Origin of the sequence: Streptomyces sp. NPDC097640 (assembly GCF_040302705.1) — a bacterium.
GTDB lineage: Bacteria > Actinomycetota > Actinomycetes > Streptomycetales > Streptomycetaceae > Streptomyces.
Window position 1 is genome coordinate 93,323 of the sequence record NZ_JBEOSB010000013.1, and the last position, 21,105, is coordinate 114,427.

General features: G+C 69.8%; 18 protein-coding genes and 1 tRNA gene. 9 read left to right on the plus strand and 10 right to left on the minus strand.

The features are described 5' to 3' along the window. Positions 1 to 32: 32 nt before the first annotated feature. From ABTY62_RS21630 to pyk, 3 genes are all read left to right on the plus strand, one after another. Positions 33 to 488, plus strand: a complete 456-nt coding sequence (locus ABTY62_RS21630; RefSeq protein ID WP_311724837.1) for an NUDIX hydrolase — start codon at positions 33 to 35, stop codon at positions 486 to 488. An 84-nt stretch (positions 489 to 572) separates the two neighbouring features. Continuing rightward, complete coding sequence (locus ABTY62_RS21635; RefSeq protein WP_352131055.1) at positions 573 to 1,286, plus strand: SIMPL domain-containing protein; 714 nt, start codon at positions 573 to 575, stop codon at positions 1,284 to 1,286. Between the two features lie 155 nt (positions 1,287 to 1,441). Next, positions 1,442 to 2,872, plus strand: a complete 1,431-nt coding sequence (pyk, locus tag ABTY62_RS21640; RefSeq protein ID WP_352131056.1) for a pyruvate kinase — start codon at positions 1,442 to 1,444, stop codon at positions 2,870 to 2,872. A 41-nt stretch (positions 2,873 to 2,913) separates the two neighbouring features. On the opposite strand, the gene ABTY62_RS21645 is transcribed toward pyk, so the two are convergent. Both ABTY62_RS21645 and ABTY62_RS21650 read right to left on the minus strand, forming a co-directional pair. Beyond that, positions 2,914 to 3,681: a transcriptional regulator gene (locus tag ABTY62_RS21645; RefSeq protein ID WP_352131057.1), complete on the minus strand. Its 768-nt coding sequence runs from the start codon at positions 3,679 to 3,681 to the stop codon at positions 2,914 to 2,916. A gap of 109 nt (positions 3,682 to 3,790) precedes the next feature. Then, positions 3,791 to 3,865, minus strand: a tRNA-Leu gene (locus ABTY62_RS21650). A gap of 97 nt (positions 3,866 to 3,962) precedes the next feature. Here ABTY62_RS21650 and ABTY62_RS21655 point away from each other — a divergent pair. Next, positions 3,963 to 4,595 (plus strand): ANTAR domain-containing response regulator, encoded by a 633-nt coding sequence (locus ABTY62_RS21655; protein WP_014180542.1) that lies wholly within the window; start codon positions 3,963 to 3,965, stop codon positions 4,593 to 4,595. 75 nt (positions 4,596 to 4,670) lie between these two features. On the opposite strand, the gene ABTY62_RS21660 is transcribed toward ABTY62_RS21655, so the two are convergent. The 8 genes from ABTY62_RS21660 to ABTY62_RS21695 all read right to left on the minus strand — a co-directional run bounded on the left by ABTY62_RS21660 (position 4,671) and on the right by ABTY62_RS21695 (position 14,164). Further along, the gene (locus tag ABTY62_RS21660; RefSeq protein ID WP_352131058.1) at positions 4,671 to 5,387 is read right to left on the minus strand and encodes an ABC transporter ATP-binding protein; all 717 of its coding nucleotides are present in this window, start codon (positions 5,385 to 5,387) and stop codon (positions 4,671 to 4,673) included. After that, a complete protein-coding gene (locus tag ABTY62_RS21665) occupies positions 5,384 to 6,271 on the minus strand; it encodes an ABC transporter ATP-binding protein (protein WP_311724842.1) in 888 nt (295 codons plus the stop codon). Before ABTY62_RS21665 ends, ABTY62_RS21660 begins: the two co-directional genes overlap by 4 nt. Positions 6,272 to 6,276: 5 nt before the next feature. Beyond that, positions 6,277 to 8,016, minus strand: coding sequence for a branched-chain amino acid ABC transporter permease (locus tag ABTY62_RS21670; RefSeq protein ID WP_352131059.1), 1,740 nt, complete (start codon positions 8,014 to 8,016; stop codon positions 6,277 to 6,279). An 11-nt stretch (positions 8,017 to 8,027) separates the two neighbouring features. Beyond that, the gene (locus ABTY62_RS21675; RefSeq protein WP_311724844.1) at positions 8,028 to 8,960 is read right to left on the minus strand and encodes a branched-chain amino acid ABC transporter permease; all 933 of its coding nucleotides are present in this window, start codon (positions 8,958 to 8,960) and stop codon (positions 8,028 to 8,030) included. 101 nt (positions 8,961 to 9,061) lie between these two features. Further along, entirely contained in the window at positions 9,062 to 10,297 is a 1,236-nt protein-coding gene (locus ABTY62_RS21680) for a branched-chain amino acid ABC transporter substrate-binding protein (protein ID WP_352131060.1), read from the minus strand. 412 nt (positions 10,298 to 10,709) lie between these two features. Then, positions 10,710 to 11,168, minus strand: coding sequence for a hypothetical protein (locus ABTY62_RS21685; protein WP_352131061.1), 459 nt, complete (start codon positions 11,166 to 11,168; stop codon positions 10,710 to 10,712). A gap of 146 nt (positions 11,169 to 11,314) precedes the next feature. Next, complete coding sequence (locus tag ABTY62_RS21690; RefSeq protein ID WP_352131062.1) at positions 11,315 to 11,824, minus strand: hotdog fold thioesterase; 510 nt, start codon at positions 11,822 to 11,824, stop codon at positions 11,315 to 11,317. Between the two features lie 45 nt (positions 11,825 to 11,869). Beyond that, a complete protein-coding gene (locus tag ABTY62_RS21695) occupies positions 11,870 to 14,164 on the minus strand; it encodes an FdhF/YdeP family oxidoreductase (RefSeq protein ID WP_352131063.1) in 2,295 nt (764 codons plus the stop codon). 118 nt (positions 14,165 to 14,282) lie between these two features. On the opposite strand from ABTY62_RS21695, the gene polA reads away from it, so the two are divergent. The 5 genes from polA to ABTY62_RS21720 all read left to right on the plus strand — a co-directional run bounded on the left by polA (position 14,283) and on the right by ABTY62_RS21720 (position 21,068). After that, positions 14,283 to 17,021: a DNA polymerase I gene (gene polA / locus ABTY62_RS21700; protein ID WP_352131064.1), complete on the plus strand. Its 2,739-nt coding sequence runs from the start codon at positions 14,283 to 14,285 to the stop codon at positions 17,019 to 17,021. A 152-nt stretch (positions 17,022 to 17,173) separates the two neighbouring features. Next, positions 17,174 to 18,982, plus strand: coding sequence for a lytic transglycosylase domain-containing protein (locus tag ABTY62_RS21705; RefSeq protein WP_352131065.1), 1,809 nt, complete (start codon positions 17,174 to 17,176; stop codon positions 18,980 to 18,982). 207 nt (positions 18,983 to 19,189) lie between these two features. Beyond that, a complete protein-coding gene (locus ABTY62_RS21710) occupies positions 19,190 to 19,324 on the plus strand; it encodes an SPW_0924 family protein (protein WP_311724850.1) in 135 nt (44 codons plus the stop codon). Positions 19,325 to 19,348: 24 nt separating this feature from the next. Continuing rightward, positions 19,349 to 20,353 carry a cell envelope lipid trafficking protein PgfA gene (gene pgfA / locus ABTY62_RS21715; protein WP_352131066.1) on the plus strand — a complete coding sequence of 335 codons (1,005 nt, stop codon included), beginning with the start codon at positions 19,349 to 19,351 and terminating at the stop codon, positions 20,351 to 20,353. 79 nt (positions 20,354 to 20,432) lie between these two features. Continuing rightward, positions 20,433 to 21,068 carry a hypothetical protein gene (locus tag ABTY62_RS21720; protein WP_352131067.1) on the plus strand — a complete coding sequence of 212 codons (636 nt, stop codon included), beginning with the start codon at positions 20,433 to 20,435 and terminating at the stop codon, positions 21,066 to 21,068. The last annotated feature ends 37 nt before the right edge of the window (positions 21,069 to 21,105 follow it).

Here is a 21,105-nt window from a genome sequence, read left to right on the forward strand (position 1 = left end):
CGATCAACCGACAGCCAGGCCATCCTTGGGTGATGGCCAACAGACAGCTCAGAGTCGCCGCGTACGCCGTCTGCATCCAGGACGGCAAGATCCTCCTCGCCCGATGGGTCGGCCCCGACGCCAAACAGTGGACGATGCCCGGTGGCGGCATCCGGCACGGCGAAGACCCGTACGACGCCGCCATCCGCGAGGTCGAGGAGGAGACCGGCTACACCGTCGAGATCGACGACCTGCTCGGCATCGACTCCGTCCACCACCGCTATGCCCGCCGCCGCGGCCGCGACGCCGACTTCCACGGCCTCCGCGTCGTCTACACCGCGCATGTCGTCGGCGGGCAACTGCGCCACGAGACCAACGGCTCCACGGACCAGGCCGCCTGGGTCGACCTCGATCGCGTCGCCGAGCTGCCCCGGGTCCCGCTCGTGGACATCGCCCTGTCGCTGCACCGAGACCGCCCCGGGCAGGGCCGCGTGCAGACGCCCGTCTGACAAGGCGTCCACACCCACCGCTTCACCCCTTTTTCTCCCTTCTCTCCCTTCCCTCCCTTTTTCTGTGCGTAAGGAGCCCACCCCATGGATCACGCCTCCCCGCAGCCCATGACCGCCGCCGTGCCCTACGGCACCCCCGAAACCCCGCGCGTCGCGGTCCGCGGTGAGGCCCGCCTCGAAGTCGACCCCGAGATCGCCCGCCTCGGCGTCACCGTCAGCGCCCGCGGCAGCGACCGCCGCACCGCCCTCGAAGACCTCACCCGCCGCAACGCCCACGTCCTCGACCTCGTGACGTCCTACGGCCAGGCGGTCGAGAAGCTGGAGACCGGCGCCTTCGCCATCACCCCGCAGCTCACCGCCAAGGGCCGTCACGAGCGCATACACGCCTACCACGGCCGAGTGCATCTCTCGGCCACCGTCTCCGACTTCACCGCGCTGGGCGAGCTCACCACCCGCCTCGCCGACCTCGAGCTCACCCAGGTCAACGGGCCCTTCTGGGCCCTGCGCCCCGACTCGCCCGCCCACGCCGAAGCGCGCCGCCAGGCCGTACGGGAAGCGGTCCAGCGCGCACGCGAGTACGCTGGCGCCCTCGACGCCCGGCTCGTCGCCCTCGTCGAGCTCGCCGACCTCGACGCGGAGCACGCCGAGCAGCCCTACCCCGTCGCCTACGGGGCGGCGCGCTCCGCCGGCTACGGCGGCGCGCCCCAGGCCGCCCCCGCCCTGGACCTCGAACCCCAGCGCCAGACCGTCTACGCGCAGGTCAATGCCCGCTTTACGATGTCGCCTCCGCAGCTTTGAGCGAGCCGCACACTGACGTGCGCGGGTCAGATAAACCGCTCATCAGAGCGGACCCGCGCACGTTTCATTAGTTGTCGATGACCGGCCATCCAAAGGCCACGGGGGAGTGGCTGGTTCCCGGTTCTTTACCGACTGGTAAGTCGTAGGCTCGCGGCATGCGCCGAGCAAAAATCGTCTGTACTTTGGGACCCGCAACCGACTCGTACGAGCAGATCAAGGCGCTCGTCGAAGCCGGAATGGACGTGGCCCGCTTCAACCTCAGCCACGGCACCTACGCCGAGCACGAGGAGCGTTACCGGCGAGTCCGAAAGGCCGCGCTGGAAACCGGTCGCAGCGTCGGCATCCTCGCCGACCTTCAAGGTCCGAAGATTCGTCTCGGCCGTTTCCATGAAGGCCCTGTACTCCTTGAACGCGGGGATGAGTTCACCATCACCGTCGAGCCGATCGAGGGCGACCGGCTGCGCTGCGGTACCACCTATAAAGGCCTGGCCACCGACGTCAGCCGGGGCGAGCGCATCCTCGTCGACGACGGCCGGGTGACCCTTGAAGTCGTGGACGTTGAAGGTCCGCGCGTGCACACCATGGTCATCGAAGGCGGCATGGTCTCCGACCACAAGGGCCTCAACCTCCCCGGAGTCGCCGTCTCCGTCCCCGCCCTCTCCGACAAGGACATCGAAGACCTCCGCTGGGCGCTGCGCACCGGCGCCGACATCATCGCCCTGTCCTTTGTCCGCAACGGCAACGACGTGGTGGATGTGCGGCGGGTCATGCAGGAGGAGGGCGTCCGGCTCCCGGTCATCGCGAAGATCGAGAAGCCGCAGGCGGTCGAGAACCTCGAAGGGATCGTCGACGCCTTCGACGGGATCATGGTCGCGCGCGGCGACCTGGGCGTGGAGATGCCGCTGGAGCAGGTGCCGATCGTCCAGAAGCGCGCGATCAAGCTCGCCAAGCGGAACGCGAAGCCGGTCATCGTCGCGACCCAGATGCTCGACTCCATGATCGAGAACTCCCGCCCCACCCGGGCCGAGGCCTCGGACGTCGCCAACGCGGTCATCGACGGCACGGACGCGGTGATGCTCTCCGGCGAGACCAGCGTCGGCAAGTACCCCATCGAGACGGTCAAGACCATGGGCCGTATCGTCGCGGCGGCCGAAGAGGACATCCTCGCCAAGGGCCTCCCCCCGCTCACCGAACGCAACAAGCCCCGCACCCAGGGCGGCGCGGTCGCGCGCGCGGCGGCGGAGATGGGCGACTTCCTCGGCGCGAAGTTCCTGGTCGCCTTCACCCAGAGCGGCGACACCGTCCGCCGCCTCTCCCGCTACCGCTCCCCCATCCCCCTCCTCGCCTTCACTCCCGAGCCGTCGACCCACTCCCAGCTGAACCTCACCTGGGGTGTGGAGACCTTCCTCGGTCCGATGGTCGAGTCCACGGACGAGATGGTGGCCCAGGTCGACGAGGAACTGCTGCGGATCGGCCGCTGCCAGAAGGGCGACCTCGTCATCATCACCGCCGGCTCCCCGCCCGGCGTCTCCGGCTCGACCAACCTCGTCCGCGTGCACCACATCGGCGAGGGCGACCTGCGGTAGGACTTCGATGCGGGCCGGAGTACGGGGCGCTGGGCGCGCGCTCAGTACTTCGGCCCGATGTGGGCGTCCATGAGGGCGACGGAGGCGCGCCTGGCGACGGAGATGTTCCAGGCGTTCGGCCGCTTCCAGTCGACGCCTAACTGGTCGAGCGTGTTGGTGTAAAGCCCCCGGATGTCGGCGGACTTGTTGGTGAAGAAGTACCTCGGATACTCGTACCGCTTCCGCACCCCGCCAACGTCCTTCACGGTCCAGTTGGTGATCCGGCAGCCGTCGGAGTGCACGAGCCCTCGGACGAACTCCCACGGATTCGCGTCCACGATCTCCTGTTGCCAGGGTTCGAGAACGATCGGCCTCTCGTGCTTCTTCCCTGGCCCGTGCTGAGGGAGCAGACATGGCCAGTGCTTGCTGTAGCCGGTCACCATGACGCATCCCTGCCGCTGAACGCGGCACACACTGTTGTCGGGCCGCACGGCCCGCACCGCCGCCGCACAGGCGTCAATGAGGCCCGGCCAGACATCCGCGCATGCGATGCGAAGGAAGTACGCGCCTTTCTTGAGGCGGCTGATACAGCCGTCGCCGAGGTACAGGCCGAGTAGATAGGCGTAGGCGGCGGGCTCCTCCGGCAGCCGCAGCTCGGGCGCGCATCTGGGACATGCGCCGCCCTGGGGAGCCCAGGAGAGGGGTTCGATCCGGATCTGCCACGCACGAATCGCGGCGCGGGATATCCCGGTCTGCTTGCTCACGGAATTGAGGCTCCGGCCCTGGCCGACGAGAGCGAGGGCTCGCTTGCGCGTTTCGAGGTCGTACACACCATCGAGCGTGGCTGGTGCTACCGTGCGTGTTGCCCGCTCGAAGGGATGTTCACTTCATCGAGTGAAGTGCATCGATTCTGAGGTGACCTTGGAATCGAAGGAAAAGTGCCCCGGGTCGGACTCGAACCGACACTGTATGGGTTTTGAATCCATTGCCTGCTGCCAATTGGGCTACCGGGGCCTGCAGTTTCGAAGGTCACCAATGACCCACTGCGCGTCCACCTTACCGCAGCTAGGTAGGCTCGTGGTGCCCGACCGGTGAAGGAGCGAGGAGCACATTGAGCACCACTGACGCCCCCGACGCGCAGTCGCACGTCCCCCCGCACACCACCCGCGTGGTCATCGCCGAGGACGAGGCCCTCATCCGCCTCGACCTCAAGGAGATGCTCGAGGAGGAGGGGTACTCCGTCGTCGGCGAGGCGGGCGATGGCGAGACGGCCGTCGCGCTCGCTCAGGAGCACCGCCCCGACCTGGTGATTCTCGATGTGAAGATGCCGGTCCTCGACGGGATCTCCGCCGCCGAGCGCATCGCCGCCGACCGTATCGCCCCGGTCCTCATGCTCACCGCCTTCTCGCAGCGCGAGCTCGTCGAGCGGGCCCGGGACGCGGGCGCCATGGCGTACCTCGTGAAGCCGTTCAGCAAGAGCGATGTGGTCCCGGCCATCGAGATGGCCGTCTCCCGCTTCACCGAGCTGAAGACGCTGGAGAAGGAGGTCGCCGACCTCGCCCAGCGCCTGGAGACCCGCAAGCTCGTCGACCGCGCGAAGAGCATCCTCCAGACCCAGTACGGGCTGACCGAGCCCGCCGCCTTCCGCTGGATCCAGAAGACCTCGATGGACCGCCGGTTGTCCATGCAGCAGGTCGCCGAGGCCGTCATCGAGGACGCGGCGGAGAAGAAGCAGCAGCAGTAGCGAACAGCAGACGACGAGGGCCTGTCCGTACCACGGTGGTACGGACAGGCCCTCGTCGTCGGGTGGGTGCGGGGGTCAGTCCTCGCCCAGGTAGGCCTTGCGCACCGACTCGTCGTGCAGCAGCTCCGCGCCGGTCCCCGACAGCACGATCTTGCCGATCTCCATCACATGCCCGTGGTCGGCCAGCGACAGGGCGGCCTGGGCGTTCTGCTCGACGAGCAGGATCGTGGTGCCCTGGGTCTTGAGCTCGGCGATCGTCTGCATGATCTTCTGCATCATGATCGGGGAGAGGCCCATGGAGGGCTCGTCGAGCATGAGCAGCTTGGGGCGGGACATCAGGGCGCGGCCCATGGCGAGCATCTGCTGCTCGCCGCCGGAGAGGGTGCCCGCGGCCTGGGTGCGGCGTTCGCCGAGGATGGGGAAGAGGTCGTACGCCTTCTGCATGTCCGCGGCGATGCCGTCGCCGTCCTTGCGCAGGAACGCGCCGAGTTGGAGGTTCTCGGCGATGGTCAGGCGCGGGAAGATGTGCCGGCCCTCGGGGGAGTGGGCCAGCCCGAGGGCGACGATCTTGTGGGCGGGGACGCCGTTCAGCGGCTTGCCGTCGAAGCGGATGGAGCCGCCGAGCGGCTGGAGGAGCCCCGACAGGGTGCGCAGGGTGGTGGTCTTGCCCGCGCCGTTGGTGCCGATGAGGGTGACGACCTGGCCGGCCTCGACACTGAACGAGATGCCCTTGACGGCCTCGATCTTGCCGTAGGCGACGCGCAGGTCCTCGACCTCGAGCAGTGCGGTCACTGTCCGTCCTCCGTACGTGCTGTGGTGCTCTGCGGGGTCGCGCCCGTCCCGGTGCTCTGCTGCGCTTCGGCGGCCTCGACCTCGGCGGCCTCCTCCGCGCCCGGCTCGCCCTCGAAGGGGGTGCCGATGTAGGCGGCGATCACGCGTTCGTCGCTCTGGACGACGTCGGGGGTGCCCTCGATGAGCTTCTGGCCCTGGACGAGCACGGCGACGCGGTCGCAGAGGTTGAAGATGAACCGCATGTCGTGCTCGATGACGAGGACGGCGGTGCCCTGGTCCCGGATGGCGAAGACGAGTTCCTCGGTGGCCCGGGTCTCCTGGGGGTTCATGCCGGCGGTGGGCTCGTCGAGGAGGAGCAGGCCGGGGTCGCTGGCGAGGGCGCGGGCGATCTCCAGCTTGCGCTGTTCGCCGTAGGGGAGGTTGCGCGAGAGGTGGTCGGCCTTGTGGGCGAGCCCGGTGAACTCGAGGAGTTCCATGGCGCGTGCCTTGGAGGCGGCTTCGGCGCGTTTGAAGCCGGGGCCGCGCAGAAGGGCCGACCACAGGCCCTCCTTCGTGCGGGTGTGGCGGCCGACGAGCACGTTCTCCAGGACGGTCATGTTGGCGAAGAGCCGGATGTTCTGGAAGGTGCGGGCGACGCCGGCCTGGGTGACCAGGTGGGGTTTGGGCGGCAGGACGCTGCCCTGGTAGGTGACGCTGCCCTCGGTGGGGACGTACAGCCCGGTCAGGCAGTTGAAGAAGGTGGTCTTGCCGGCGCCGTTGGGGCCGATGAGGCCGACGATCTCGCCGGAGTTGACGGTGAGGTCGACGGAGCGTACGGCGGTGAGTCCGCCGAAGCGCATGGTCACGCCGCTGGCGCTGAGTACGGGAGAGGTGGTGGTCGTCATCTCTGTTACGCCTCCGCCTTGGTCACGCCGACGGCGTTGCCGGAGAGCTGGGGCTGGTCGGGGGCGTCGAGCTGGTCCTTCTCGTGGTATTCGAGCTGCTGACGCCGGTTGGGGATGATCCCTTCGGGGCGGAAGCGCATCAGGAGGATGAGCGCGATACCGAAACCGAGTAGCTGGTAGTCCTGGAAGAATTCCAGCTTCTTGGGGATCAGGAACAGGAGTGTGGCGCCGAGGAGGGGGCCGCCGATGGTGCCCATGCCGCCGAGGATGACGGCGGCGAGCAGGAAGGTGGAGTTGGGGGGCACGGGCCCGGCGAAGACGTACTGCTCGGGTACCACGGTGGTCTGGACGTGGGCCCAGACGGTGCCGGCCACACCGGCGAGGGTGGCGCCGAGGGCGAAGGCGATGAGCTTGACGCGGAAGCCGTTGATGCCCATGGCGGTGGCGGCGGTCTCGTCCTCGCGGATGGCGACCCAGGCGCGGCCGATGCGGGAGTTGCCGGCGCGGCTGAAGACGAGCACGACGACGATCGTCACCAGCAGCATCAGGAAGAAATAGTTGGCGTTCGAGTCGAGCGTGTGGCCGAGGACGGTGTGATCTTCGTCGAAGTTGAAGCCGAAGATCTCCAGCGCGGGGATGTTGGGGATGCCGTTGGGGCCGTTGGTGACGGAGGGTCCGGAGGTGCCGTCGAGGTTCAGCATGACGATGCGGAAGATCTCTCCGAACCCGAGGGTCACGATGGCGAGGTAGTCGCCGCGCAGCCGCAGGGTGGGTGCGCCGATGAGGACGCCGAAGATCAGGGAGACGACGGCGCCCGCGACGATGGCGGCCCAGAAGGGGAGGTGGAGGTCGATGGTGGAGGAGCCGGCTCCGGAGACCAGGGCGGCGGTGTACGCGCCGACGCCGAGGAAGGCGACATAGCCGAGGTCGAGGAGGCCGGCGAGGCCGACCACGATGTTCAGGCCGAGGGCGACGGTCGCGAAGATGAGGATGTTGACGCCGAGCTCGGTGTAGCTGGCCTTGTTCTGGGTGAACGGGAAGACCACCGCGGTCACCAGGGCCGCGATGAGGGTGATGGAACGATACTCCGCGGTGAGCGCGCTCAGCCGGGCGATCACCCCGGCCTTGAAGAGGGCGGCGGCGGCGAAGCCCACGGCGATCAGATAGCCGAGGAACGGCTCGGGGTGGTCCGCGTCGGTCTGGATGCCGTAGTTGACGATGTAGAGCCCGACCGCGAAGACCGCGGCGATGATGAGGATCTCGGCCCAGGAGGGAAGCTCCGCCGGGCGCTTGAGCGGCCGGGTGTCGTTCGGGAGCAGGAGGGCCGCGAGGGGGATCACGCTGGCGACGGCGGCGACCCAGGCGCCGGGCTCCCAGTTGGCCACGCCGCCGAGGTCGACGGCGATGGCGATGATGGTGAACCAGGTGGTGGCGAAGGTGCCGAGGGCTATGAGCCGCAGGGCCTGGGTGGAGCCGGCGGGGGTGAGCCAGCGCAGGCCGCGCAGGTCCATGGCGGACAGCGCGAAGACGGTGGTGAGCAGGCCCATCACCAGGGTGAGGATCTGGAGGCCGCCGGGGTAGCCGTTGAAGGTGAGGTCGCCGGGGAACTCGGAGGTCCAGGTCCAGGCGAGGAAGGTGGAGACGACGGAGGCGAGGCCGCCGGCGGCGGTGATCGCCCGCAGTGTGGCGGGGCTTCCCCCGCGCTGGGTGTTCTCGCCCGTGGTCTTGTTCGTGTCGGTGGTCATGTGTTCCCTCCTCACGCCCGGTCCGCCACGCGTTCGCCGAGCAGGCCCTGTGGCCTGACCAGCAGAACGACGATGAGCAGGGTGAAGGCCCAGACGTCCTTCCAGGCGCCGCCGCCGAGCTGTTCCATGCCCGGGATGTCCTGGATGTACTTGATGGCCAGGGCTTCGGCGATGCCGAGGACGACTCCGCCGAGCATGGCGCCGTAGATGTTGCCGATGCCGCCGAGCACGGCGGCGGTGAAGGCCTTGAGGCCGGCGATGAAGCCCATCTCGAAGTTGATCTGACCGTACTTCAGCCCGTGGGCCAGCGCGGCGACGGCGGCGAACGCGCCGCCGATGGCGAAGGCCATCACGATGATGCGGTCGGTGTTGATGCCCATCAGTTTGGCGGTGTCGGGGTCCTGCGCGGTGGCCTGCATGGCGCGTCCGGCACGGCTCTTGGAGACGAACAGGCCCAGGGCGAGCATGCACAGCGGGGCGGCTATGAGGAGGAAGACGTCGCCGCGCTGGATGTGCAGGTTGCTGAAGATCTCCAGGGACTTGCCCTCGAACTGGGGAAACTGCCGCGGCTTCTTGGCGTCCGGGTAGAAGGCCCACACGGCCTGCTGGAGCGCGATGGACAGGCCGATCGCGGTGATCAGGGGCGCGAGCCTGGGGCCTCCGCGCAGTGGCCGGTACGCGAAGCGTTCGGCGGCGGTGGCGATGGCCACCGAGGCGACGACGCCGCCGATCAGCATGAGGGGCAGGGCCAGGGAGAGCGCGGTGCCGCTGGGGAGCCAGATGTAGATGGTGAGGGCTCCGAAGCCACCGATCATGAAGATCTCGCCATGGGCGAAGTTGATGAGCTGGACGATGCCGTAGACCATGGTGTACCCGATGGCGATCAAGCCGTAGAGGGCGCCAAGGGTCAGGCCGTTGACCAGCGTTTGCGGCAGTTCGTGCACCGCAGGGCCTCCGATGAGCGTGTCGGATATGACGCCGCGCGGGGGCGCTGTTGCGCCTCCGCGCGGCTGGGGGGTGATGTGCGGGGCAGATCCCTGAAGGGTCAGTCCTTGAAGGTGTCGCTCTTCACGGACTTCCAGGCGCCCTTCTGGACCTCGTAGACGGTCAGCTGCTTGTTGGTGGTGTCGCCGTACTGGTCGAAGGAGACCTTGCCGGTCACGCCGTCGAAGGAGACCTTGTTCAGCGCCTCGGTGATCTTGGCGCGGGCGTCGTCGGGCAGCTTGCCGTCGTTCTCCTGGACCACGGTCTTGACGGCCTGGATGATCGACCAGGCGGCGTCGTACGAGTAGCCGCCGTAGGCCGCGTACGGGTCGTCATAGCCCTGGGCCGCGTACTCCTTGACGAAGTTCTTGGCGGAGGCGAGGTCCTCGACGGGGTAGCCGACCGAGGTAGCCAGGTCGCCGTCGTTGTTGGTGCCCGAGGCCTTGATGAAGGCGGGGTCGTAGATGCCGTCGCCGCCCATGACCGGGACGTTGGCCCCGGCCTGCTTGACCTGGTCGGACAGGAGGCCGCCCTCGGGGTACTGGCCACCGAAGTAGACGGAGTCCGCGCCGGTGGACTTGACCTTGCCGGCGATGCCGGAGAAGTCGGTCTCCTTGACGGTCAGGTGGTCGGTGCCGACGACCTTGCCGCCGAGGCGCTTGAACTCCTCGGAGAAGATCTTGGCGAGGCCAGCGCCGTAGGTCTGCTTGTCGTCGACGACGAAGACCTTCCGCTTCTTGGCGTCCTTGTAGTAGTACTGCGCGGCGAAGCGGCCCTGGATGACGTCGGTCGTCGCGGTGCGGAAGTACGTCTTGAAGGGGCGGGTCTTCTTGTTCGCGGCCCAGTCGGGACCCTGGCTCAGCTCGGGGTTGGTGTTCGCGGGGGAGACCTGCGCCAGGTCGGCCTTGGCGAACACGCCCTGCATGGACTGGGAGACGCCGGAGTTCAGCGGCCCGACCGTGCCCAGGATCGTGTCGTCGTCGACCATCGAGGTGGCGTTCTGCTTGCCGGACGAGGGCACGGCCTGGTCGTCGAATTCCTTGATCTTGAAGGTGACGCCCGGTACTTCGTTGTTCTTGTTGGCCACTCTGGTCGCGAGGTCGACCGAGTTCTTGATGCCCTGGCCGAGGGCGGACAGGGAGCCGGTCAGCGGGGCGTCGACACCGATGACGACGGTGGTCTTCTTGTTGTTGTCGGCGCTGTCGCTGTCACTCTTGTCGCGCGACCCACAGGCGCTGAGGGTGAGTGCTCCCGCAGTGACCGCGGTCGTGATGATGAGCAAGGAACGGTGTCGCACGAGGAATCCTTTCCCTGGCCGGCCCCGCTTCCGCGTGCCGTCGCCGGAGATTCTGGAACGTTCGGCGGATGTTGAGTGAACACCCGACGGCGTGGTGACTGGCTGTGACTCTAGGCGCGTAGGGCAGCGGGGGGCAGTGGGCCAGACCATGATGTGACTGTCTTGTTATGACACAGGTCACCAGGCCGTGTCCGTGTAGCGGAACCTAAGGGACGAATGGGGTGTATGCGCTGAACCTGTGAAGTCCGGATACTGAGAAGCCGCAGTTCCGCTAAGCAGTGTGGGGGAGCGACGGGGGATGTGTGGACTGACGTGGGATCATGTACGTCAAAAGATCAACAGTACAGGCGCGGGTCTAAGTCAAGACCTAGTCTTGCATTGCGTGAATGTTACGCAGTGTTACGCTCGACGGTCATGACGGCGGGCGCCAGTTCTCCGAACTGTGGGTCGCGCCGCCCTCCGCCGTGCAGCGCCGCAGGGTCTCCTGGCTGATCAGTTTCCTGGCGGCCGCGGCGCCGCGCCGCTTCTGCTCCGCCCGCGCGGCGTGCACGATGTCGTCGTAGATCTCGAACTGCTGGTTGGACATCCCCTTCTGCTCCCAGTCGAGCCCGGCCCAGGTGCTGCCCCGCAGATCCTGCTCGGCCCAGTACGAGATGAGGTCGAAGCACAGCCGGACGGGTGAAGTCGCCCGAGGGGAGGCGCTGTTGGCCGAGGTGCTTCGCGGGGCGGGGGCGGGTCGTGACTCCGGGTCGCTGCACGCGGTCGCCGCCGCGGCGAGTGCCAGCGCGGCGGCGAGTGTCGGCGCGAGGGCGTGGACGGCGCCTGGGCGCGTCCGCGCGCGGGTCGGCGGGTGACGGGTCGATGCCCCCATGGGAAGACCGTAGAGCCGCCCCTGCGGGCGGGCAACGACCGTGCGGACGGGGGCCGTTCGGGGTGGTGCTCGGGGAGGTGCTCGGGCGCGGCGCTGTGGGGGCTTGGGAGGGCCCGGCGGGTGGCCGGGCCCAACTCCGCCCGCCGTCAGCGCGCCGGGCCGTCCTTGGCCTCGCCGGCGGCCTCGGTCAGCGCCTGCGCCGTGCCGACCTCGCGCAGCAGACAGGTCAGCCGGGCCGAGCACACGCGCCGGTCCTGCTCGTCGGTGATGACGATCTCGTACGTGGCGGTGGAGCGGCCGCGGTGGACGGGGGTGGCGACGCCGGTGACCAGGCCGGAGCGTACGCCGCGGTGGTGGGTGCAGTTGAGGTCGACCCCGACGGCGATCTTGGTACTGCCGCCGTGGAGCATCGAGCCGACGGAGCCGAGCGTTTCGGCGAGCACCGCCGAGGCGCCGCCGTGCAGCAGCCCGTACGGCTGGGTGTTGCCCTCGACCGGCATCGTGCCCACCACGCGCTCGGCGGAGGCCTCGAGGATCTGCACGCCCATGCGGGTGCCGAGGTGCCCGGCGGAGAACAGCGCGGGGAGGTCGACGCCGAGCGCCGCGTACTCGTCGATGACCTCTTGCGGGAACGTCACACCGGTCTGCTCGCCCATCGGGTCCTGCTCCAATCGCTCGGGTGTCCTCGGCTGAGCAAACGCTTAGGCGGGGGTGGATTGTTCCAGGCGGACCACCACGGACTTGCTGGCCGGGGTGTTGCTGGTGTCGGCGGTGGCGTCCAGCGGGACCAGGACGTTGGTCTCCGGGTAGTAGGAGGCCGCGCAGCCGCGCGCGGTCGGGTAGTGGACGACCCGGAAGCCGGACGCGCGCCGCTCGCTGCCGTCCGTCCACTCGCTGACCAGGTCGGCGTACGAGCCGTCGGCGAAGCCGAGCGCGCGGGCGTCGTCGGGGTGCACCAGCACCACACGGCGGCCGTTCTTGATGCCGCGGTAGCGGTCGTCCAGGCCGTAGATGGTGGTGTTGTACTGGTCGTGGGAGCGGAGGGTCTGAAGCAGCAGCCGGCCCTCGGGCGCCCGCGGGTACTCGACGGGAGCGGCGGTGAAGTTGGCCTTGCCGGTGGCGGTGGGGAAGCTCCGGGAGTCGCGCGGGGCGTGCGGCAGCGCGAACCCGCCCGGCCGGCGCACCCGGGCGTTGAAGTCCTCGAAGCCGGGGATCACGGCCGCGATGCGGTCACGGACCGTGTCGTAGTCCTTCTCGAACTCCTCCCAGGGGGTGCGGCTTTCGGCGCCCAGCACGCGCCGGGCCAGCCGGGAGACGATGGCGGGCTCCGAGAGAAGCCCGGGGCTCGCGGGTTCCAGGCGCCCGCGCGAGGCGTGCACCATGCCCATGGAGTCCTCGACGGTGACGAACTGCTCCCCGCCGCCCTGGAGATCGCGCTCCGTACGGCCGAGCGTGGGCAGGATCAGCGCGCGGGCGCCGGTGACCACATGGGACCGGTTCAGCTTGGTGGACACATGGACGGTGAGCCGGGCGCGGCGCATCGCGGCCTCGGTCACCTCGGTGTCGGGGGAGGCGGAGACGAAGTTGCCGCCCATGGCGAAGAAGACCTTGGCCTGCCCGTCGCGCAGGGCCCGGATGGCCCGTACGACGTCCAGGCCGTGCTCGCGCGGCGGGGCGAAGCCGAACTCCCGCTCCAGGGCGTCCAGGAAGGCCGGGGCGGGGCGCTCGAAGATGCCCATGGTGCGGTCGCCCTGCACATTGCTGTGCCCGCGCACCGGGCACACCCCGGCGCCGGGGCGGCCCACATTGCCGCGCAGCAGCAGGAAGTTGACGACCTCCCGGATGGTGGGCACGGAGTGCTTGTGCTGGGTCAGGCCCATGGCCCAGCACACGATGGTGCGCTCGGAGGCGAGGACCATCCGCAGGGCCTGGTCGATCTCGGCCCGCTCCAGGCCGGTGGCGCGCAGCGTCTCGTCCCAGTCGGCGGCGCGGGCCGCGGCGGCGAACTCCTCGAACCCGTGGGTGTGCTCGCGGACGAACTCCTCGTCCACCGCGCCGGGGGTGGTGTCGGCGGCCTCGAGGATCAGCCGGTTCAGGGCGCGGAAGAGGGCCTGGTCGCCGCCCAGCCTTATCTGGAGGAAGAGGTCGGTGAGCGCGGTGCCGCCGCCGACCAGGCCGCGCGGGGTCTGCGGGTTCTTGAACCGCTCCAGGCCGGCCTCGGGCAGCGGGTTGATGCTGATGATCTTCGCGCCGCCGGCCTTGGCCCGCTCCAGGGCGGAGAGCATCCGCGGGTGGTTGGTGCCCGGGTTCTGCCCGGCCACGATGATCAGATCGGCCTGGTGGAGGTCGTCGAGCAGCACGCTGCCCTTGCCCACGCCGAGGGTCTCGGTCAGCGCCGAGCCGGAGGACTCATGGCACATGTTCGAGCAGTCGGGCAGGTTGTTGGTGCCGAATTCGCGGGCGAAGAGCTGGTAGAGGAAGGCGGCCTCGTTGCTGGTGCGCCCCGAGGTGTAGAAGACGGCCTCGTCGGGGGAGGAGAGGGCGCGCAGCTCCTCGGCGATGAGGTCGAAGGCGCGCTCCCAGGTGACCGGCTCGTACGACTCGGCGCCCTCGGGCAGATACATCGGCTGGGTGAGGCGGCCCTGCTGGCCGAGCCAGTAGCCGCTGCGGGTGGCCAGGTCGGCGACGGGGTGGGCGGCGAAGAAGTCGGGGGTGACGCGGCGCAGCGTCGCCTCCTCGGCGACGGCCTTGGCGCCGTTCTCGCAGAACTCGGCCTTGTGGCGCTTGTCCCCCTCGGGCCAGGCGCAGCCCGGGCAGTCGAAGCCGTTCTTCTGGTTGACCCTGAGGAGGGTGAGCGCGGTGCGGCGCACGCCCATCTGCTGCTGGGCGATGCGCAGGGTGTGGCCGATGGCGGGCAGCCCGGCGGCGGCGTGCTGCGGGGCGGTCACCTCGGGTGCGTCCTGCACCGGGTCTCCTGCGGGCGGCTTGGCTGCCATGTCGCTGTCTCCCTCGCGCGCGGACATCACTCCTTGGGGTCCGATCCTTTCATGGCGCACCTGGTTCTCGGACGGGAGGCGGGGAACGTTGTCGGTGGGGCGTGGCAGGATCGGGGGCGTGGCAGAGAAAGCATCGAAGAAGACCGCAGCGCCCTCGACCGCCGACCGTGCGGGAGACCGCCCCCGGCTGCTCCTGCTGGATGGGCATTCCCTGGCATATCGGGCATTCTTCGCGCTGCCGGCGGAGAACTTCAACACCGCTACCGGCCAGACCACCAACGCGATCTACGGCTTCACCTCGATGCTGGCGAACACGCTCCGTGATGAGCGGCCCACGCATCTGGCGGTGGCGTTCGACGTCTCGCGCAAGACCTGGCGCTCCGAGCAGTTCACGGAGTACAAGGCGAACCGCTCCAAGTCGCCGGACGAGTTCAAGGGGCAGGTCGAGCTGATCGGCGAGATGCTCGACGCGATGAACATCCCCCGCTTCGCGGTGGACGGCTTCGAGGCCGACGACATCATCGCCACCCTCGCCACCCAGGCCGAGGCCAAGGGGTTCGAGGTGCTGATCGTCACCGGCGACCGGGACTCGTTCCAGCTGGTCAGCGACCACGTCACCGTCCTCTACCCGACGAAGGGCGTCTCCGAGCTGACGCGCTTCACCCCCGCCAAGGTCGAGGAGAAGTACGGCCTCACCCCGCGGCAGTACCCGGACTTCGCCGCGCTGCGCGGCGACCCGTCGGACAACCTCCCCGGCATCCCGGGCGTCGGCGAGAAGACCGCCGCGAAGTGGATCAACCAGTTCGGCTCCTTCGCGGAGCTGGTGGAGCGGGTCGGCGAGGTCAAGGGCAAGGTCGGCGACAAGCTCCGCGAGCACCTGGAGGCCGTCAAGCTCAACCGGCAGCTGACCGAGCTGGTGCGGGACGTCGAGCTGTCCGCCGGCCCCGACGGGCTCGCGCGCGCCCCGTACGACCGCCAGGCGCTCTCGGTGATCATGGACGCGCTGGAGTTCCGCCACCAGAACTTCCGGGACCGCGTCCTGGCCGTCGACCCCGGCGCCGCCGAGGAGGAGCCCGCGGCCGCCGCCCCCGGCGTCGCGGTGGACGGCGCGGTGATCGGCTCGGGCGACCTCGCCCCCTGGCTGGAGCTGCACGGCGCCGAGCCGCTGGGCCTGGCCACCCTCGACACCTGGGCGCTGGGCAGCGGCAGCGTCAGCCAGATCGCCCTGGCCACCGCCTCCGGCCCCGCCGTCTGCTTCGACCCGTCGGAGGTGGACGAGTCGGACGAGCAGGCCTTCGCCGGCTGGATCGCGGACCCGGGCCGGCCCAAGGTGATGCATGACGCCAAGCGCGTCATGCGGGTCTTCGACGAGCACGGCTGGACCGTGGCCGGGGTCACCATGGACACCGCGCTCGCCGCCTATCTGGTCAAGCCCGGCCGCCGCTCCTTCGCGCTGGACGCGCTGTCGGTCGAGTATCTGGGCCGTGAGCTGTCCCCGGCCGAGGCCGCCGACAGCGGGCAGCTGGCCTTCGGCGCCGACGAGCAGGCCGAGCAGGACGCGCTGATGATCCAGGCCCGGACGATCCTCGACCTGGGCACGGCGTTCGGCGAGCGGCTCGCCGAGGTCGGCGCGGTGGAGCTGCTGCGCGATGTCGAGCTGCCCGTCTCCGCGCTGCTGGCCCGCATGGAACAGGCGGGCATCGCGGCGGACCGCGAGTGGCTGGACCGCATGGAGCAGCAGTTCGCCGCGGCCGTGCAGCAGGCCGTCAAGGAGGCTCATGACGCGGTGGGCCACGAGTTCAACCTGGGCTCCCCCAAGCAGCTCCAGGAGGTGTTCTTCGGCGAGCTGGGCCTGCCCAAGACCAAGAAGACCAAGACCGGATACACCACGGACGCGGACGCGCTGGCCTGGCTGGCCACACAGACCGACCACGAACTCCCGGTGATCATGCTGCGCCACCGTGAGCAGGCCCGGCTCCGCTCCACCGTCGAGGGCCTGATCAAGACCGTCGCCCCCGGCGGCCGCATCCACACCACCTTCAACCAGACCGTGGCGGCCACCGGCCGGCTCTCCTCCACCGACCCCAACCTCCAGAACATCCCGGTGCGCACCGACGAGGGCCGGGCCATCCGGCGCGGCTTCGTGGTCGGCGAGGGCTTCGAGTCGCTGCTGACCGCCGACTACAGCCAGATCGAGCTGCGCGTCATGGCCCATCTGTCCGAGGACGAGGGCCTGATCGAGGCGTTCACCTCCGGCGAGGACCTGCACACCACGGTCGCCTCCCAGGTGTTCGGCGTCCCCAAGGACGCGGTCGACCCGGAGATGCGCCGCAAGATCAAGGCGATGTCGTACGGGCTGGCGTACGGACTCTCGGCGTTCGGCCTGTCCCAGCAGCTGGCCATCACGCCGGACGAGGCGCGCAAGCTGATGGACACCTTCTTCGAGCGGTTCGGCGGGGTGCGCGACTATCTCCAGCGGGTCGTCGACGAGGCCCGGGCCACCGGCTACACCGAGACCATGCTCGGCCGCCGCCGCTATCTGCCCGACCTCAACAGCGACAACCGCCAGCGCCGCGAGATGGCCGAGCGGATGGCGCTCAACGCCCCGATCCAGGGCACCGCCGCGGATATCGTGAAGATCGCGATGCTGCGGGTGGACGAGGCATTGACGCGAGAGGAATTGTCGTCGCGGATGCTGCTCCAGGTGCACGACGAAATCGTGCTGGAGGTCGCCCCCGGGGAGCGCGAGCGGGTGGAGGCGCTGGTGCGCCGGGAGATGGCCGGAGCGTTCCAACTCCGGGCCCCGCTCGATGTCTCCGTCGGCTCCGGCTCCGACTGGGAATCGGCGGCGCACTAGGGGGCGGCCGGGGTGTCGGGGCCGCCCCGCGGGGGCGACACGCGCGGTGCCTGGCGGTAGCTGCCCGGTAGCTGCGAGGCGGCAAGTTGTCGTAGTGTCACGAGGGTTGGCGCGGGGGAGCGCGCACACTGCTCGACGGGAGGGGCATACGCATGGCACCGCAGATCGGCCGACGACTGCGTAAGGGAGCGGCCACGACAGCGGTGGCGGCGGTCGCGATGGCCGCCCTCACCGCCTCGCAGGCCCCCGGCTTCGCAGGCACGGCCCGGGAAGACCGGCACCACGACAGCGCCGGCGAGACGCCGGCACCGTCCGACACCCCCATCGACGGCGGCTCGTCGTACCACACCGATCTGCCGCCCCTTCAGAAGCCCGGCAAGCCCGGCACCTCGATCGACCTGCCGGGGCTGCTGGACAAGAAGGCCACCGCAGAGGCGGGCATACCCGCGACGGTGCTCGACGCGTACAAAAAGGCCGAGGCGGCCCTCAAGGAGTCCAAGCCCGGGTGCAACCTCCCCTGGCAGCTGCTCGCCGCGATCGGCAAGGTCGAGTCCGGCCAGGCGCGCGGCGGCCGGGTCGACGCCGAGGGCACCACCTTCACGCCCATCCTGGGCCCGGTGCTCAACGGCAACGGCTTCGCCAGGATCACGGACACCGACGGCGGCGCGTACGACGGGGACACCACCCACGACCGCGCCGTCGGCCCCATGCAGTTCATCCCGTCCACCTGGGCCACCTGGGGCCGGGACGGCAACGGCGACGGCGAGAAGAACCCGAACAACATCTATGACGCCGCGCTCGCGGCCGGCGCGTATCTGTGCGCCAACGGCCGTGATCTGTCGGTCAAGGACCACCTCGACCGGGCGATCCTCGGCTACAACCACTCGCAGGAGTATCTGGCCACCGTCCTGTCCTGGTTCGAGTACTACAAGAAGGGCACCCACGAGGTGCCCGACGGCACCGGCGTGCTGCCCGACCCGGACAAGAACAGCGGCGGTTCGGGCCGCGGCGGCGACGGTGGCGGTGGCTCGGAGAGCCCCAGGCCGCTGCCCGACCCGACCGAGCCCGGCGGCGACCACAGCCCCACCCCCGAGCCCCCCGCGACCGACGACGGCGGGATCGAGACGCCCGCCCCGGAGACGCCTTCCCCCGAGACGCCCTCCCCGGAGACGCCTTCTCCGGAGACGCCCGCCCCGGCCACCGTCGCCCGGCTCAAGGCCGTCGGCACCGCGAAGCTGACCGCCACGGCGGGCGAGCAGTTCGCCGACAAGCCCCGGGTCCGCGCCGAGACCGCGGCCGGCAAACCGGTCGCGGGCGTGTGGGTGCAGTACGAGATCCGCGGCGAGACCGACGCCCGCTTCCCCTGGAACGCGACCCGCGTCAGCCGCATGACCGGCAGCGACGGCACCGCCACCGCCCCGGTGCTGCGCGCGGGCGAGACCACCGGCTCCTTCACGGTCCGGGTCACGGTCGTCGGCCGCACCGCGACCGCCGCCGACATCGCCGCCACCGTCAAGGCCCGCCCCGTACCGCAAGCCGACGCGCTGGCCCGCGCCGACGATAAGGACCTCAAGGCCGGGACCGGCGGCTCCTTCGCCGACGCGGTCGGGGTCAAGGCCAGCTACAAGGGCAAGGCCGCGGCCGGTGTGCCGGTGACCGCCACCATGATCGTCGATGATGCGGCGAAGGCGACGGACAAGCCCACCGAGAACGACAAGGGCCCCTACTTCAAGGACGACAAGGGTCAGCCGATCCGCACCCTGACCACCCTGAAGACGGACGCCGACGGCAAGCTCGTCCTCCCCAAGATCTACACCGACGACCACGCGGGCACCTTCCTGCTCCGCCTCACCACCGCCGACGGCACGACCCTGACCATCGAGCTGACCGTCACCGAGCCCGCGGCTGAGCCCACGGAGCCGCCCACGGCCGAGCCCAGCTCCGAGCCCACGGCCCAGTAACCGGCCGAGACCGCCGGGCACCACGCCGACACCCCACCGCCCCTGCGCCCCCACCGGGCCCAGGGGCGGTGCGGCGTTCATCCCGAAGCGTTCCCGCCCTCGCGTTCCCGCCTTCGTGTTCTCATCTCCGCCCCCCGTTGCTACGGTGCCCCAGCCCTGACGCACCGTCAGGGCGCCCCGTGCGCCGCAGCAACCGGAGGCTGAGACATGCGCGCCCTCGCCGCCGCCGCGATCGGACTGGCCGCCGCCCTCGCCCTCGTCCTCACGATGACGGCCATCGGCGTCCCCAGCGGCAAGACCTCCCCCAAACCGCTGCTCACCACCGTGCCCGAGCACCCCTGAGCCCCGAGGGAGGGACATCCCGCCATGCGCCGCAAAGCCAGCCTGGTGCTGCTCGCCTTCGCCGTCTTCTTCACCGCCCTCGCGCCGCTGCTGCGCTGGTACGCCTTCCCCCGGCTGGCCAAGATCCCGCCCAGCGAGTACCAGACCGCCGTCCTCGAGGCCAAGCCCGCCGTGCTTCTCGACTACGCCACCATGCAGCCCCGCAAGGTGCCCAAGGTCAGCATCGTGCAGACGCTCCGCGGAAACGTGGCCGCGGCGAAGAAGGCCGGGAAGGCGGCCGGGCGCGATGTCGTCGTCTGGGACGCCCTGTCGTACATCGCCGGGCCCGACGGCAAGATGGTCTCCAAGATCCCCGAACGCTATGTCTTCGACGCCCACTCGCAGGACCCGGTCCACCAGGGCGGCGAACACGTCGACGGGGACCCGGTCCGCCGCGAGGGCATCGAGTACAAGTGGCCCTTCCTCACCGAGAAGCGCGACTACAACTACTTCGACGCCCAGACCAGGACCTCCGCGCCCATCCACTACAAGGGCACCCAGAACTTCCGCGGCCTGGAGGTCTACTACTTCGAGCAGACCATCCCCTGGACGAAGGTGGCGCTGCCGAAGACCATGCCGGTCAAGGGCATCACCCCCGAGACCGTCCGCAAGGCGGGCACCACCCGCTGGTACACCACCAAGCGCATGTTCTGGGTCGAGCCCACCACCGGCGCGCCCGTCAACGGCGAGGAGATCCACCGGGAGGAACTGCGCGGCGGCACGCTGCTCGGGGACCGGGACAGGGTGACCGTCTTCTCCGGCCATGTGAAGATGCGCGAGGACTACATCGACCACACCGTGAAACTGGTCAAGTCCCAGCGGCAGCTCGTCCTTCTGCTGACCGCCTATCTGCCCTGGGGCTTCCTCGCCCTCGGCGCCGGGCTGCTGGCGCTGTCCCTGGTGCTGGAGGCCCGCGGCCGCCGCCCGGGGGGCGGCACCGAGGCCCACGACGAGTCCCCGTCGCCACGGCCCGTACCCGCCCCGGTGTGACGGGGGCGACGGGGCCGTGGGTGCCGGCGGCGCTGTCAGCGCTGTCAGTGATGTCAGCGGGTGCCCGTACCGTACGCCCATGCCTACCACCACCTGCCTGCCCAGCCCCGAACTCGCCGATCAGCTCGCCGAGCTGGCACGCCTGGAATGGACGCCCGGCGCCACCTCCGCGGCCGCCCGGCGCTTCGGCTGGACGCCCGTGGACGACGGAGCCTGGAGGGCCGCCTTCGCCACCAACACCGGCCATTACGTCGTCCCCGAGTGGTTCGCCGTGCCGCCGGAGGAGCGGGCGGAGGACGAGGAGTGCCACATACCGTTCTGCTACTACTACGAGGCCGACGACTTCGACGAGGAACTGGCCGCGGGCGGGCTCAGCGGCAATATCGTCTGGCTGGAGAAACACCACGCCGACGACCCCGAATGGCGCTTCGAGCGCGACACGGGCCGCGCGCACTTCGACGCGCAATGGCGCGCCGCCGTCGCCCTGTTCACCGAGCGGCTCGGGGAGCCGGAGGTCGCCGTGCGCGACGCGGAGGGCGAATCGCCCTGGAACTACGCGGCGTGGCGGTGCGGGGGAAACGCGCTGGTGGTCGGCCAGTGCACGGACAACGGCTCGTACATGACCTTCGAGCAGGCGCTGGTGTGGATCGCCCCCTACCCGGTGGAGCGGCCGTTCCCGGGGGCGGGCGAGTTCGACGGCCTCATCGAGTGCTGACGGCCGCCGGGGCGGGCGCGCGGGGCCCGGCGGCTCA

Bases quoted from the DNA above. Each gene is read 5' to 3' on its own strand.
- ABTY62_RS21630 (WP_311724837.1), top strand. From the start codon at position 33: ATGGCCAACAGACAGCTCAGAGTCGCCGCGTACGCCGTCTGCATCCAG.
- ABTY62_RS21635 (WP_352131055.1), top strand. From the start codon at position 573: ATGGATCACGCCTCCCCGCAGCCCATGACCGCCGCCGTGCCCTACGGC.
- pyk (WP_352131056.1), top strand. From the start codon at position 1,442: ATGCGCCGAGCAAAAATCGTCTGTACTTTGGGACCCGCAACCGACTCG.
- ABTY62_RS21665 (WP_311724842.1), bottom strand. From the start codon at position 6,271: ATGACGACCACCACCTCTCCCGTACTCAGCGCCAGCGGCGTGACCATG.
- ABTY62_RS21670 (WP_352131059.1), bottom strand. From the start codon at position 8,016: ATGACCACCGACACGAACAAGACCACGGGCGAGAACACCCAGCGCGGG.
- ABTY62_RS21685 (WP_352131061.1), bottom strand. From the start codon at position 11,168: ATGGGGGCATCGACCCGTCACCCGCCGACCCGCGCGCGGACGCGCCCA.
- ABTY62_RS21690 (WP_352131062.1), bottom strand. From the start codon at position 11,824: ATGGGCGAGCAGACCGGTGTGACGTTCCCGCAAGAGGTCATCGACGAG.
- ABTY62_RS21695 (WP_352131063.1), bottom strand. From the start codon at position 14,164: ATGGCAGCCAAGCCGCCCGCAGGAGACCCGGTGCAGGACGCACCCGAG.
- ABTY62_RS21705 (WP_352131065.1), top strand. From the start codon at position 17,174: ATGGCACCGCAGATCGGCCGACGACTGCGTAAGGGAGCGGCCACGACA.
- ABTY62_RS21710 (WP_311724850.1), top strand. From the start codon at position 19,190: ATGCGCGCCCTCGCCGCCGCCGCGATCGGACTGGCCGCCGCCCTCGCC.
- pgfA (WP_352131066.1), top strand. From the start codon at position 19,349: ATGCGCCGCAAAGCCAGCCTGGTGCTGCTCGCCTTCGCCGTCTTCTTC.
- ABTY62_RS21720 (WP_352131067.1), top strand. From the start codon at position 20,433: ATGCCTACCACCACCTGCCTGCCCAGCCCCGAACTCGCCGATCAGCTC.